13 protein-coding genes are annotated in these 13,767 nt (G+C 63.4%); 7 read left to right on the top strand and 6 right to left on the bottom strand.

The annotated features are described in order from the left end of the window. Positions 1-42: 42 nt before the first annotated feature. Entirely contained in the window at positions 43-624 is a 582-nt protein-coding gene (locus tag J2Y68_RS20625) for a hypothetical protein (protein WP_309996455.1), read from the bottom strand. Between the two features lie 118 nt (positions 625-742). Here J2Y68_RS20625 and gcvH point away from each other — a divergent pair, with 118 nt between their 5' ends. From gcvH to J2Y68_RS20600, 5 genes are all read left to right on the top strand, one after another. Continuing rightward, positions 743-1,129 (top strand): glycine cleavage system protein GcvH, encoded by a 387-nt coding sequence (gene gcvH / locus J2Y68_RS20620; protein ID WP_309996453.1) that lies wholly within the window; start codon positions 743-745, stop codon positions 1,127-1,129. Between the two features lie 134 nt (positions 1,130-1,263). Then, positions 1,264-1,740: an FHA domain-containing protein gene (locus J2Y68_RS20615; RefSeq protein WP_309996450.1), complete on the top strand. Its 477-nt coding sequence runs from the start codon at positions 1,264-1,266 to the stop codon at positions 1,738-1,740. Between the two features lie 20 nt (positions 1,741-1,760). After that, complete coding sequence (ftsR, locus tag J2Y68_RS20610) at positions 1,761-2,477, top strand: transcriptional regulator FtsR (RefSeq protein WP_211711377.1); 717 nt, start codon at positions 1,761-1,763, stop codon at positions 2,475-2,477. Then, positions 2,477-2,980 (top strand): bifunctional nuclease family protein, encoded by a 504-nt coding sequence (locus J2Y68_RS20605; RefSeq protein WP_309996447.1) that lies wholly within the window; start codon positions 2,477-2,479, stop codon positions 2,978-2,980. The genes ftsR and J2Y68_RS20605 overlap by 1 nt, the downstream gene beginning before the upstream one ends. 236 nt (positions 2,981-3,216) lie before the next feature. After that, a complete protein-coding gene (locus J2Y68_RS20600; RefSeq protein WP_211711341.1) occupies positions 3,217-3,810 on the top strand; it encodes a MerR family transcriptional regulator in 594 nt (197 codons plus the stop codon). 94 nt (positions 3,811-3,904) lie between these two features. On the opposite strand, the gene J2Y68_RS20595 is transcribed toward J2Y68_RS20600, so the two are convergent. After that, positions 3,905-4,714, bottom strand: a complete 810-nt coding sequence (locus tag J2Y68_RS20595; protein WP_309996443.1) for a ParA family protein — start codon at positions 4,712-4,714, stop codon at positions 3,905-3,907. A gap of 303 nt (positions 4,715-5,017) precedes the next feature. On the opposite strand from J2Y68_RS20595, the gene J2Y68_RS20590 reads away from it, so the two are divergent. After that, positions 5,018-8,413: a pyruvate carboxylase gene (locus J2Y68_RS20590; protein WP_309996440.1), complete on the top strand. Its 3,396-nt coding sequence runs from the start codon at positions 5,018-5,020 to the stop codon at positions 8,411-8,413. A gap of 85 nt (positions 8,414-8,498) precedes the next feature. Here J2Y68_RS20590 and J2Y68_RS20585 read toward each other — a convergent pair whose 3' ends face one another. Further along, positions 8,499-10,310 carry an AMP-dependent synthetase/ligase gene (locus J2Y68_RS20585; RefSeq protein ID WP_309996438.1) on the bottom strand — a complete coding sequence of 604 codons (1,812 nt, stop codon included), beginning with the start codon at positions 10,308-10,310 and terminating at the stop codon, positions 8,499-8,501. A 186-nt stretch (positions 10,311-10,496) separates the two neighbouring features. Here J2Y68_RS20585 and J2Y68_RS20580 point away from each other — a divergent pair, with 186 nt between their 5' ends. Further along, a complete protein-coding gene (locus tag J2Y68_RS20580) occupies positions 10,497-11,555 on the top strand; it encodes an ROK family protein (RefSeq protein ID WP_309996436.1) in 1,059 nt (352 codons plus the stop codon). Between the two features lie 29 nt (positions 11,556-11,584). On the opposite strand, the gene J2Y68_RS20575 is transcribed toward J2Y68_RS20580, so the two are convergent. From J2Y68_RS20575 to J2Y68_RS20565, 3 genes are read right to left on the bottom strand one after another with little or no spacing between them, the layout of a single operon-like run. Continuing rightward, positions 11,585-12,139, bottom strand: a complete 555-nt coding sequence (locus J2Y68_RS20575) for a hypothetical protein (protein WP_309996435.1) — start codon at positions 12,137-12,139, stop codon at positions 11,585-11,587. Continuing rightward, complete coding sequence (locus J2Y68_RS20570) at positions 12,126-12,929, bottom strand: alpha/beta hydrolase (RefSeq protein ID WP_309996432.1); 804 nt, start codon at positions 12,927-12,929, stop codon at positions 12,126-12,128. The genes J2Y68_RS20575 and J2Y68_RS20570 overlap by 14 nt, the downstream gene beginning before the upstream one ends. After that, positions 12,926-13,714, bottom strand: a complete 789-nt coding sequence (locus J2Y68_RS20565; RefSeq protein ID WP_309996430.1) for an alpha/beta hydrolase — start codon at positions 13,712-13,714, stop codon at positions 12,926-12,928. The genes J2Y68_RS20570 and J2Y68_RS20565 overlap by 4 nt, the downstream gene beginning before the upstream one ends. Between the last annotated feature and the right edge of the window lie 53 nt (positions 13,715-13,767).

Raw genomic sequence — 13,767 nt, 5'->3', positions numbered from 1 at the left:
AAGAAACCCGCCACGAACCTTTCCGTGGCGGGTTTCGCTGTCCTATGCCAAGGGCGTTGTGCCCGGCGTTTCCGCGGCTGCGTTCTTGGCGGCCCTTACGCGTTCGTTTTCGGCTTGCTTCAGGGCCTTCATTTGCTTTCCGCGCCTCCTCCATACAGCCCACAGCACAGTGACTCCAATGAAGGCCACCACGGCGGCAATGGCGGAAACCGCGGTCCAAGTGGTGAAGAATCCTGCATCCACGCTCAAGGTCCGCTGGCCCGCATGGGCTGACTCGGTGCTGCCGAAAACTATCCCGGCCGTGAGCAGGTTTGGCGTGGCGATCGCGACAGCTACCAGAACAATGGCGACTTTCCACGGCCAGGTCACGGCTTTGCGGGTGGCCTGCCAAGCCACCAGCAAGGGAAGGAAGGTGAAAGTGAAGCCGTAAAACATGCCCACCAGGACACTCGCTCCAAGGTCACGCCGTATTTGCCCGGCGATGACATCGGACCACCAACGGGGAAGGATGGCACCAAGAACAAAATAGGCGCACACAGCAACAAGCAATGCCACCAGTATCAGAATGACTTTGACCCCCGCATTGCCCTTTTTCCGAGCTGGTACTTGTGCTTGTTCAGTCATGGGTCAATCATGGCAGAGACCCCAAATAGGTGCAGGGGAATTGTGCCTATACTTTCAGCGGTGGCCAGCATTGCGGGCCGCCGTCGAGATTCGTCATTATCCCGATGAAAGGCCACCCGTGAGCAATATTCCAGCAGATCTTTCCTATACCGCAGAACACGAATGGGTGTCTGCGCCGGACTCCGAAGGTGTGGTGCGGATTGGCATCACCGACTTTGCGCAGGACGCGCTGGGGGATGTGGTGTACGCCCAAATGCCCGAGCCCGGCACCAAAGTCACCGGGAACCAAGTGGTGGGGGAGGTCGAGTCGACCAAGAGTGTCAGTGATATCTACGCTCCGGTGACGGGAGAGGTCACTAATCGCAACGACGCCCTTGATACTGATCCTGCCCTCATCAACTCGGACCCTTACGGCGAAGGCTGGCTGATCGAAGTAAAACTGGCCGAAGCTGATGCCGTGGATTCTTTGCTCAGTGCATCGGAGTACGAACAACAGGTAGGCTAAAGTTATCTGGCCCGTCAGGCCGTTTCCCCTTGTGGGAGGGGGTACGGCGGGCCGGGAACCGATTTGCCCGGCGGTACCGGGATGCGGAAGTGCTGGCAGGGTTTGGAACTGTCGGCGGATGAGGAGGAAATTCCATGGTTGGCGGCGAACAGAATCAAGCCAATGTCGGGAACGGCGCGGAGGAGCAGCCTACGTCGGAGACCACCTCGATCAGCATCACGCCAACGTGGGATGAGCCCAGCATCGCCCCCCAGCTGGGCGCCGAGGAACGGGCGTCGGTGGACGCCCTGCCTCCGAACTCGGCTTTGCTGATCGCGCACAGCGGACCCAACGCCGGCGCCAGGTTCCTGCTCGACGCGGACACCACTACGGCCGGACGTCATCCCGATGCGGATATCTTCCTTGACGATGTCACTGTGTCCCGCAAGCACGTCCAGTTCATTCGGACGGCTACCGGTTTCGAGTTGGTGGACATGGGCAGCCTCAATGGAACGTACGTCAACCACGACCGTGTTGACCGCGTGCAGCTCAAGAGTGGCAATGAGGTCCAGATCGGCAAGTTCCGGTTGACTTACTACCTGAGCCCTGTCCGCGCAGCAGGCCAAGTCTGACGGGGTATCTGCCTGTGGCTATTGCCCAGCCGGACCGCCGCGGACCGCAGGTCCTCAACATCGGGGAAGTCCTCGCGCAGCTGAGCGACGACTTCCCGGGGATGTCTGCGTCCAAGATCCGTTTCCTCGAGGAAAAGGGCCTCATTAACCCGAAGAGGACACCTGCCGGGTACAGGCAGTACGCCGATCACGATGTGGAGCGGCTCCGTTTTGTCCTCGCCCTGCAGCGCGACCAGTACTTGCCGCTCAAAGTCATCAAGGATTATCTCGATGCCATCGATCGTGGAGAGCGGCCGGAGAACCTGCCCCCGGGCGTCACGGTTTCTCCCCGGGTGGTTTCGGCGGAAATGGCAGCAGAAGTGCAGGGTCGTGCCCGGGCACTGACGGAGGAGCAATTGCGTGCCGAGTCAGGCGCCAGCGTGCCCTTGTTGGAGTCGCTCCTGAGTTTCGGACTGATCAGCCATAGTGGCGGGAAGTTTGACGAGCACGCCCTGCAGGTCGCCAGGGCATGTGTCCAGTTGGAAAGCCATGGTCTTGAACCACGCCACCTCCGGCCGTTCCAGGCGGCGGCTGAACGCGAATTCGGATTGGTCGAGCGGGCTGTTGCTCCGTTGACCTCCCGACGCGACGCCGCTTCCCAGGCGCGGGCAGCCGAGGCCGCCCGCGAGATCAGCGATCTCTGCCTGACTCTTCACAGGGCACTGGTCCACGGCCACATCTCCCGGATGGACGGCTAATGATCGAGGTCGAAATCGTCGGCGTCCGGATCGAACTGCCGTCCAACCAGCCGCTGGTCCTCCTGCGGGAAATCAATGGCGAGCGTCACGTTCCCATCTGGATAGGTACCCCTGAGGCCAGCGCCATCGCCCTTGCCCAGCAGGGCGTCGTCCCTCCGCGGCCCATGACCCACGATCTCCTGGTGGATGTGGTGGAATCCTTGGGACATTCGATTATCAGCGTCAACATTGTGGCGGTGGAGGACAACATCTTCTATGGCCAACTGCAATTCGACGACGGCACGGTGGTCAGTTCGCGCGCGTCGGATGCGTTGGCACTTGCTTTACGGGCGAAATGCCGTATCTGGTGTGCCGACGCCGTGATGGACGAAGCCGGCGTCCGCATCACCGAACACGACGAAGGCGAAGACTCCGAACCGGATCCAACAGTGGACGAAGAACGTGAAATGCGTCGCTTCCGCGAGTTCCTGGATGACGTTGAGCCCGAGGATTTCGAGGGCTGAAGGCACCCTAAGCCTAAAGTTGAGGGTGAAACTTTCGACACGACTGGAATTCGGGCCCAAGGTCTTTGACCTCGGAGCCCCACGGGCCTAACGTCGAAGGTATCAAGTTCCCGTTGCATCCACTGCCAACGCAAGTCACACTGGAAGGTGCCGCCTTGCGGGAATTACAATGCTGCATTTCGGTGTTGTATCGGTGTGTGCACCGTCCCCAAGGGAACTGAGAACAAGGAGGTCACGTGAGTCCGAAAGGCGAAGCAGGCGAGCTGAAGCAGTCCTCTGCCAGCATTGCTGCGCCCGCATCCGGCGCCCAAGGTTTGCTCTTCACAGAGGACCTTCCTGTGCTGGACGAGGACGCGGGCTACCGCGGCCCCACCGCTTGCAAAGCCGCAGGCATCACGTACCGGCAACTTGACTACTGGGCGCGTACCGGCCTTGTGGAGCCTGCCGTCCGCGGCGCCGCCGGTTCCGGTTCGCAGCGCCTCTATGGCTTCCGGGACATCCTGGTCCTCAAAGTGGTGAAGCGACTTCTCGATACTGGAGTCTCCCTGCAGCAGATCCGGACCGCCGTGGAGCACCTGCGGGAACGCGGCGTTGAGGATCTGGCCCAAATCACCCTGATGAGCGATGGCGCCAGCGTCTATGAATGTACGTCAGCCGACGAGGTCATTGACCTTGTACAGGGCGGACAAGGCGTTTTCGGCATTGCCGTTGGGCGCGTATGGCGGGAAGTTGAGGGAAGCCTGGCTGCTCTTCCAAGCGAGCACGCCGCCGAGCAGTCCTTTCCGGACGACGAACTGAGCAAACGGCGTGTAGCGCGCCGCATCGGCTAGGAACCAGCCACCCAAAGAATTCGCATGACAGAGTAAGAGCCTCTTCCCCGCCGGGGAGAGGCTCTTCCTTTATTGCGAAGTATTGGACCTGGCCTTACCGCTGGCGGCGGTCCCGCAAGGCGGCCTGGCCTTCCAGGAGGTTCTGGAGCAGGGCGTCGAACAGCTTGGCGGAGTTCTTGGCCGAGTCGCCGGGCCAGTGGTGCACCGAATGCGCGGCGCCCTGGATCTGCTGCCAGTTGGCCTGTTCAGGAATGTGGGGCGTCAAGAGCAGCTCCCCGAACATGGATTCCATCTCCGCCAAACGGAACGTGTGCTCAGCCGATCCTGTGCGGACCCGGTTGGCAACGATGCCGGCGGGAGCCAGGTTGGGGGCGAACTCCTGCCGGAACAGCTGAATGGCCCGCATGGTGCGTTCGGTGCCGGCCACGGAGAACAGCCCTGGCTCGGCGACCAGGACCACGCGGTCGCTGGCGCTCCAGGCCATGCGTGTCAGGCCATTCAGGGACGGAGGGCAATCCACCAGGACGAGTTCGTATGCGGTAGTGCCGGCCAGTACCGCGGACAGCCTGCGAAGATCGCGGCGACCCAGGTCCGGGCGGTCATAGATTCCAGTGAAGGCCGAGCCTACTGCGACATCCAACGTGCCGTCGCTGGATCCGTTGGACACCCAGCTGCTGCCGGCAACGTTTTCTTGGATCCTGGCCTTGCGGGGGCTCTTCAGCATCCGGCCGATGTCCAGCTGCGAGCCCGGTTGCACGCCAAGTGCCGTAGTGGCATCGGCATGGGGGTCGAGGTCCACCACCAGGGTGGGGATGCCGGCTGCGAGGGCCGCGGACGCCAGGCCAGTGGTCACGGACGTCTTGCCGACGCCACCTTTGAGGCTGCTGATGCTGACTACTTGCACTTGAAAAACCAAAACCTAACGCCGGTTGCCGTATCGCGCTGATTCGGCTCCGGAAGCACCGGAGCCGGGGTTTGCCGAAGCCCCCTCAACATCATATGGTGCATCGCCGCGGATTCCCGCTTTCTACGCGCCAGGGCGGTGAACGGAGCCTTCCCCGATAGCATGGCGTGCGGTCGCGCGCACGCATATACAGCCCAAATGACGATTCCTTTGTGATGGTTGCCACAAAGATTTGTGTTTGATGCTGGCGGCACTACACACTGTGACCACCGACCGATCCACCCGCAATGATGCAGGAGAAGTATGTTTTCGAAAATTCTGGTGGCCAATCGCGGCGAAATCGCGATCAGGGCGTTTCGCGCTGGTTATGAACTGGGCGCCAAGACCGTAGCCGTCTTTCCGCATGAGGATCGCAACTCGATCCACCGGCAGAAGGCCGACGAAGCTTATTTGATCGGCGAGGTGGGCCACCCCGTCCGCGCCTACCTGGACGTCGAGGAGGTTGTCCGCGTCGCCAAGGAAGCCGGCGCTGACGCCATCTACCCCGGTTACGGGTTCCTCTCGGAAAACCCGGACCTGGCGCGTGCCGCCAAAGCTGCCGGAATCACCTTCGTGGGTCCTCCGGCCGAGGTGCTGGAGTTGGCAGGCAACAAGGTCGCAGCCCTGGAAGCGGCGCGCAAGGCCGGTGTCCCGGTCCTTAAGTCGAGCAAGCCTTCCAAGGACCTCGACGAGCTCATTGCTGCCGCAGATGAGATAGGCTTCCCCATCTTCGCCAAGGCCGTCGCCGGTGGCGGCGGCCGTGGCATGCGCCGCGTGGAAACACGCGAGGCCTTGCCGGAGGCGTTGCAGTCCGCCATGCGCGAGGCTGACGCCGCCTTTGGCGATCCCACGATGTTCCTCGAGCAGGCAGTGCTGCGCCCGCGCCACATTGAGGTGCAGATCCTGGCTGATGCCGAGGGCAACGTCATGCACCTCTTTGAGCGTGACTGTTCACTCCAGCGACGCCACCAGAAGGTAGTGGAGATCGCTCCTGCGCCAAACCTGGACGAGAACATCCGACAGGCGCTATACCGCGATGCTGTCGCTTTCGCGAAGGCCCTCAACTACGTCAACGCCGGAACGGTCGAGTTCCTGGTGGACACCGAGGGTGAACGGGCCGGCCAGCACGTCTTCATCGAAATGAACCCCCGTATCCAGGTGGAACACACGGTGACCGAAGAGATCACGGACGTCGACCTCGTGCAGGCCCAGATGCGGATTGCTTCGGGGGAGACCCTCGCGGATCTCGGACTGAGCCAGGACTCGGTCTCCATCAAGGGAGCGGCTATTCAGTGCCGCATCACCACGGAGGACCCGGCCAACGGCTTCCGCCCGGATGTCGGAAAGATTACCGGATACCGCTCCGCTGGCGGCGCTGGAGTCAGGCTCGACGGCGGTACCGTCTACTCAGGTGCCGAGATCAGCCCGCACTTCGACTCCATGCTGGTCAAACTTACCTGCCGTGGCCGGGATTATGGCGCTGCGGTAGCCCGCGCACGACGGGCGCTGGCAGAGTTCCGCATCCGCGGCGTTTCCACGAACATTCCCTTCCTTCAGGCTGTTCTCGCGGACCCCGACTTCAACGCGGGCAACGTGGCTACCGACTTCATCGACAAGCGCCCTGAACTGCTCAAGTCGCACATCTCCGCTGACCGCGGCACCAAGCTGCTCACTTGGTTGGCGGAGGTGACAGTGAACAAGCCGAACGGCGAGCTCAAGGTCCACTCCGACCCTGCCAGCAAGCTCCCCGCCGTCGAGGGCCCCGTCCCCACTTCAGGGTCCCGACAGAAGTTGCTGGAGCTGGGTCCGGAGGGCTTCGCGAAGGCTCTTCGCGAGCAGCAGGCCGTGGCGGTTACGGACACGACCTTCCGTGACGCCCACCAGTCCTTGCTGGCCACCCGCGTCCGTACGCGTGACCTGGTGGCTGCCGGCCCCGCAGTGACGGCCCTGATGCCGGAACTCCTCTCCGTCGAAGCCTGGGGTGGGGCGACCTACGACGTCGCGCTCCGCTTCCTTGGCGAGGACCCCTGGGACCGCTTGGCTGCTTTGCGCCAGGCGTTGCCGAATACCTGTATCCAGATGCTCCTCCGCGGACGCAACACCGTGGGTTACACCCCGTACCCGGAAGAGGTGACGGAGGCATTCGTTAACGAGGCCGCCGCCACGGGTATCGACATTTTCCGTATTTTCGACGCCCTCAACGACGTGAACCAGATGGCCCCGGCCATCCGCGCCGTCCGTGCGACGGGTACGGCGGTGGCGGAAGTCGCCCTGTGCTACACGGGCAACCTCCTTGATCCCAACGAGGACCTGTACACGCTTGACTACTACGTGGACCTCGCCCAAAAGATCGTCGACGCCGGGGCACACATCCTCGCGATCAAGGACATGGCTGGCTTGCTGCGTCCCGCAGCTGCCGCGAAGCTGGTTTCGGCATTGCGTGAGCGCTTCGACCTCCCCGTTCACCTGCACACGCACGACACCGCGGGAGGCCAGCTGGCCACCCTGCTTGCTGCCGTGGACGCGGGCGTGGACGCCGTTGACGTCGCTGCTGCCTCCTTGGCCGGTACCACGAGCCAGCCTGCAGCTTCTGCCCTGGTAGCGGCATTGGCCAACACTCCGCGGGACACCGGACTCAGCCTGGCCAACGTCGGCGCCATGGAACCCTACTGGGAAGCTGTCCGGCGCGTATATGCACCCTTCGAGTCCGGCCTGCCGGGCCCCACAGGGCGCGTGTACCGGCACGAGATTCCGGGCGGCCAATTGTCCAACCTCCGCCAGCAGGCCATTGCGCTGGGGCTGGGTGAGCAGTTTGAGGCCATTGAGGACATGTACACGGCAGCGGACCGCATTCTTGGCCGCCTGGTGAAGGTCACGCCGTCTTCCAAGGTGGTCGGCGACCTCGCACTGCACCTGGTAGGCCTCAATGCCGATCCCGCGGACTTCAACGAAAACCCCCAGAACTACGACATCCCGGACTCCGTCATCGGCTTCCTCTCAGGGGAACTCGGTGATCCTCCCGGAGGCTGGCCCGAGCCGTTCCGCACCAAGGCCCTCCAGGGCCGTAGCGTCAAGGTGCGCGACGTGGACATCAGTGCCGAAGACAGCGCTGCGCTGAAGGGTGACTCCAAGACTCGCCAGCACACGCTGAACCGACTCCTCTTCGCCGGGCCCACCAAGGACTACCTGAAGAGTGTTGAAACCTACGGAAACATCTCGGTTCTCGACACCCGCGACTACCTGTACGGGTTCCAGCAGGGCGAAGAACACGTCATCGAGTTGGAGAAGGGCGTCCGCCTGATCGCCCAGCTCGAGGCAGTCTCCGAGGCCGACGAAAAGGGCATGCGCACAGTCATGTGTACGCTCAACGGACAGTCCCGCCCTGTGGTTGTCCGCGACCGTTCCGTGGTCAGCAACGTCAAGGCTGCCGAGAAGGCCGATCCTGCCCAGCAGGGACAGGTAGCCGCCCCGTTCGCCGGTGCCGTCACCGTCACGGTCAAGGCTGGGGACGTCGTCAACGCCGGCGACACCGTTGCCACGATTGAGGCCATGAAGATGGAAGCGTCGATTACGACGCCGGTGGCGGGCACGGTTTCCCGCCTCGCCATTTCTTCGGTCGAGCAGGTCCAGGGCGGCGATTTGCTGCTGGTGATCGGCTAGTTACCGGCCAAAAAAGTACCCCGTCCGCATTGAACAGCTCAATGTGGGACGGGGTACTTTTTTTGTTCGTCGTGGCCCGGGTTTCCTAGGAGGCGCGGGGAGCCGAGTACATCTCCTCGATGATCGCGTCGAAATCCTTCATGACCTGGGCGCGCTTGACCTTCAGCGAGGGCGTGAGGTGGCCCGAGGCCTCCGTGAAGTCCGCGGCAACGATCCGGAAGGACTTGATTGCCTCGGCCTGGGAAACTGACTGGTTGGCCTTGCTGACCAATTCCTGCACTGCGGCCTTCACCACCGCGTGACCGGCGGCCTCATCGAGCGGCATTTGTGCAGGGAGTCCGTGACGTTCCAGCCAACCCGGCAGGGCTTCTTCGTCCAAGGTGACCAACGCGCCAATGAAGGGACGGTTATCGCCGACCACCAGGACCTGGGAGACCAGTGCGTCGGCCCGGATCTGGTCCTCCAGCAAGGCCGGAACCACGTTCTTACCGCCGGCGGTGACAATGATTTCCTTCTTCCGGCCCGTGATCTTCAGGAAGCCGTCGCTGTCCAGTTCGCCGATGTCGCCCGTGCGGAACCAGCCGTCGGTGAAAGTCTCCTCGGTCAGGTCCGGCCGGTTGAAGTAGCCGCGCATGACGCACACACCCTTGGCAAGGATTTCGCCGTCGTCCGCGATCTTCACGGAGTTCCCCGGCAGGGGGGCGCCCACGGTGCCGATCTTGATCATGGATGGCGTATTGACCGAGATGGGGGCCGTGGTCTCCGTGAGCCCGTAGCCTTCCAGGATCTGGAGGCCGATTCCTTGGAAGAAGTGGCCGAGGCGTTCCCCCAGGGGCCCGCCACCGGACACCGCGTGGGCCACATGGCCGCCCATGGCATCCCGGAGCTTTCCATAGACGAGTTTGTCGAACACGGCATGCTTGATCTTCAGGCCGAGCCCCAGGGATCCGGACTGGCGGGCTTTGGAGTAGGCGATCGCCGTGTCCACGGCCCGGTGGAAGATGGCGCCCTTGCCGCCGTCTTCGGCCTTTGTCAGCGCCGAGTTATAAACCTTCTCGAAAACGCGGGGGACAGCGAGGATAAAGGTGGGCTGGAAGCTCTGCAGATCGGCCAGCAGGTTCTTGATATCCGGGGTGTGCGCCACCTTGACGCCACCGGCCACGGCCAGGACGGAGATGAAGCGTGCAAACACGTGGGCCAGGGGCAGGAACATGATGGTCTTGCCGTCCTCGTTGATGATGCCCGGCAGGGAGGCCCGAGCATTCTCCGAAAGCTCCACGAAATTGCCATGGGTCAATTCGCAACCCTTCGGCCGGCCGGTGGTTCCCGACGTGTAGATGATGGTGGCAAGATCGGCCAGCCCCGCAGTGGAGCGTCGTGACTCGAGTTCATCATCGGGTACCCCTGCGCCGGCATTGCGCAGGGCATCCAGGCCTGCGCCCTCCAGCTGCCACACGTTGGCCACTGAGCTGATGTCTTCCGCGGCAACCGCCTGGCGGATGATGTCCTCGTGGTGGGCTGCTTCGCCAAAGGCTGCCACTGCGCCGGAATCGCCCAGGTTCCATGCCACCTGCGAGGGCGAGGACGTTTCATAGATTGGCACCGAGACCGCGCCTGCGAACCAGATGGCAAAGTCCACGAGGGACCATTCATAGCGGGTCCTGGACATGATTCCTACCCGATCGCCCGGCCCCACTCCACTGGCAATGAGGCCCTTGGCCAGTGCCTGGACGTCTGCCAGGAAATCCTTGGCTCGAATGTCCTGCCACTGCGCGTTGCTGTCCAGCTTGGAAAACAGTGCAGGGTTGGATGCCTTCTCCGCTGCCCGGATCACGAAGTCCGTGATGTTGGTTTCCGGAGCGATGCTCACGAGGGGCGGAACACTGATTTCACGCACGGTAGCTCCTTTGATATGCACGGGCCACGAGGGGCTGCTTTCACTCTAGTATGCCTGCTCGTGGAGGTGTGTCCTATTTCACCTACTGGCGAGTAACTTTACGGATTACCCGTCATTTCAAGCAACTCGGGCCCTTCCGGAAGGCCCGTTTCCCGTTGTGTGGCGGCTGCGGAATAGGATGATGGGATGCCCGCAATTAGGTCCAGCTCCCGTGCCCGACTCAGGCCTCCAGCGCCGGTTTTCAAGGATGTGCCCTGGGGTGCGCGCCGCAGCCATATGGGCCGGCGCGGGCTCGCGATCGGGATCGACATTGGCGGTACCAAGGTGGCGGCCGGCGTGGTGGACGCGGAGGGGCGCGTCCTGGCCGAAGCACGCCGCTCGACTCCTGGCGCCGACCCGCGGGCCGTGGAACAGACCATCGTGGAACTCGTGGACGAGCTCAGTGCCGGGCACCGGGTCGCTTCAGTGGGAATCGGGGCTGCCGGGTGGATGGACCTCGACGGCGGCACAGTCCTTTTCAGCCCACACCTGGCATGGCGTAACGAGCCACTGCGGGAGAGCCTGCAGAAGATGCTTCGGCGGCCCGTCCTCCTGACCAACGACGCCGACGCGGCGGCCTGGGCTGAGTGGCGCTTTGGCGCCGGGCGCGGCGAGAGCCGACTGGTGTGCATCACGTTGGGTACCGGCATTGGCGGTGCCATGGTGATGGACGGCAGGGTGGAGCGCGGCCGTTACGGCGTGGCCGGCGAATTCGGTCACCAGATCATTTTCCCGGGCGGACACCGTTGCGAGTGCGGCAACCGAGGGTGCTGGGAGCAGTACGCCTCCGGCAACGCCTTGGGAAGGGAAGCACGGCAGCTGGTCCGGACGAACTCCCCGGAGGGGCGCGCGCTCCTGGAAAGGGCGGGTGGCACAGCCGAGAACATGACCGGGGCCACCGTCACGGCCCTGGCCCTGGCCGGCGACGCCACCTCGCGCGAGCTTTTGGCTGACCAGGGAGAGTGGTTGGGACTTGGGCTGGCCAACCTCGCAGCTGCCCTCGATCCCGGAACTTTCGTGATCGGTGGAGGATTATGCGACGCGGGGGAGTTGTTGGCCGGCCCGGCCCGCGAATCGTTCGCCAAGAACCTTACCGGGCGGGGATTCCGCCCCATGGCCAGGATTGACCTGGCTGCCCTCGGCCCACGGGCCGGGATGATCGGAGCCGCAGACCTTTCGCGGGTCAGCGGCCGCGCGCACAGCTAAGTCCGTGGGGCAGAATCCGGCGCTGGCACCTAGAGGCGGGCGCCGTCGTCGTCCTCATTCTTTTCCTGCGGAAGCCGCATGATGAGGTAGACCACCGAGACCACGAAGGCGGCGACGATCCCCATAATCGCGACGAGCGGGGCGGACCGCCAGAACATGGCCGTGAAAAGCAGTGCGACAGGACCTCCCACTGCGCCCACCCACGCCAGCATGATCAGGGGCTCGGTGCCCGCCAAACTGGGTGGGTCCTCGGGGACAAAAGCATCATCAAGGTCATCAGCCTCAAAATCGCGGGGTCCCAGGGGGCGGCCCGGGCTGTCAGTCGTGGCCGGGACCGCCGACGCGTCGGGCGCAGGTTCTGTCGCAGGCGTCGTCAAACCCAGCGGATCAAAATCCTTGAAAGCCTTGCCGGTTCCGCGCTGCGACGGTCCGACGGCCCCCGGGGCACGGTCCGCAAGCGGTGGGTCCGGCGATTCCGTCGACGAAGAAGGCGTGGACTCCAGCCGGGCCACGAGGTCCAGCCAGACGGCGTCGTCATCCTTGTTCGCGCTTTGATCGGCAGAGTTGGGATCAGGCCTGTTCATGGGCTGTGTCCTTTTCGGGGGAAGGAGCGTGTCCGGCCAGGTTCGCAACGGTCTTTTGGATGAATTCCACCGTGCCCTGGAAGATCTCGGGGGCATCGTTGTCCAGCGTGGCCACATGGTAGCTGTTGGCCAGGTAGTGGATGTCGACGGGTGCGCTTGCGCGGGAACGAAGGAGTTCCAGGCTTGCCTTCGAAATGACGTTGTCCACCGTGGATTTGTACACCCGAACAGGCGCATTGATGCGGGGGAGTAGTGCAGCAGTGTCCTTATACATCTTCTTCAGCTGATGGGCTGCCGCGACAGGAGTTCGGGCGTAGGCACCTTCATCCTGGTCCGGCTTGAGGATGTCATTGGCGATGGCCGGAGTCGACTTCACTACATACTTCAAAGCGGCCACGACGACGGCGCGCGGGTCATCGAGGACCAGTCCCGGGTTGACGACGATGGTGCCGGCTACCGGACGGGTGGCCGCGATCCGCAGGGCCAGGGTGCCGCCCATGGATAGGCCAGCGGTGAAGACGTAGTCGCATTCGGCCGCCAGTTCGAGGTAAGCCTCGTCCACTGCCCGGTGCCACTCCCGCCAGGAACGGGTAGCCATGTCCTGCCAGGTGGTGCCATGGCCTGGAAGCAGCGGCAACCGTACCGCGTAGCCAGCAGCGGCCAAGTGTTCGGCCCACGGCCTGACGCTGTGCGGGCTGCCTGTGAACCCATGCGACATCACGACACCAACGCGCGGCCCAATCCCGCTCCACTGGCTGAGGAACGGCGACAAATCCGGAAGCTTGTTCATGATGACTCTGAGGCTACTCTCTCGCCGGCATACTGACGGAAAAACCCGGCGGATTCTTCGAAAATGGTCGGCGCGTCTACGTCAAGGGTGGCCACGTGCCCGCTATGGGGAAGCGTGACGACTTTCAGGCGGGAGGAAGCGATGTGCCGTTCGATGGTGGCCACGGAACTCGGAGGTATGACGCCGTCCACCGCCGATTTGAACACCAGTGCAGGCGCCTCCACTTCAGGCAGGCCGCGGGCGGCAGCGCGGAAGAGCTTTTTCAGCTCATGCACTGACTTCAAGGGAGTCTTGGAGTAGTCGCCCGTCTCATCGGTGGCCGGCGCCGGTGAGTCTTCCACGATGGGGGTGGTGGTCCGCATCACGTACTTCAGGGCGCCCACGTACCTCACCCGCCGGTCGTAGAAGCTGAGGCCGGGGTTGACAAGGACCAGTCCCGGAACGTCGTGGAGGGCGGCGACCCGAAGAGCCACGGCGCCTCCCATGGACAGCCCGGCAACAAAACAGGTCTTGGTCTGGCCGGCGAGTTCCAGGTAGCTCTGCTCGAAGGTCCGGTACCAGTCCTGCCAGCGTGTGGTAGCGAGATCCCGCCAACTGGTGCCGTGGCCGGGGAGGAGCGGCACCGATACGGCAAATCCCTGGGAAGCCAAGTACTCAGCCCACGGGAGCATGCTCAAGGGGCTGCCCGTGAAGCCGTGGCAGATGGCCACGCCCGTCGAGGCATTGGGTCCATGCCCGGCATGGTGGAAGGCGAGCGGCGCGGCAGGTGAAGGGCGTTCCGTCATGCGTCCCATCGTGTCACTCTTCCTGGATTTTCTCACTGGAGTAGGGTTGCCTT

This window comes from Paenarthrobacter nitroguajacolicus, from assembly GCF_031455195.1.
GTDB classification, from domain to species: Bacteria; Actinomycetota; Actinomycetes; order Actinomycetales; family Micrococcaceae; genus Arthrobacter; species Arthrobacter nitroguajacolicus_D.
This window is presented reverse-complemented; position numbering and strand designations above follow the sequence as displayed.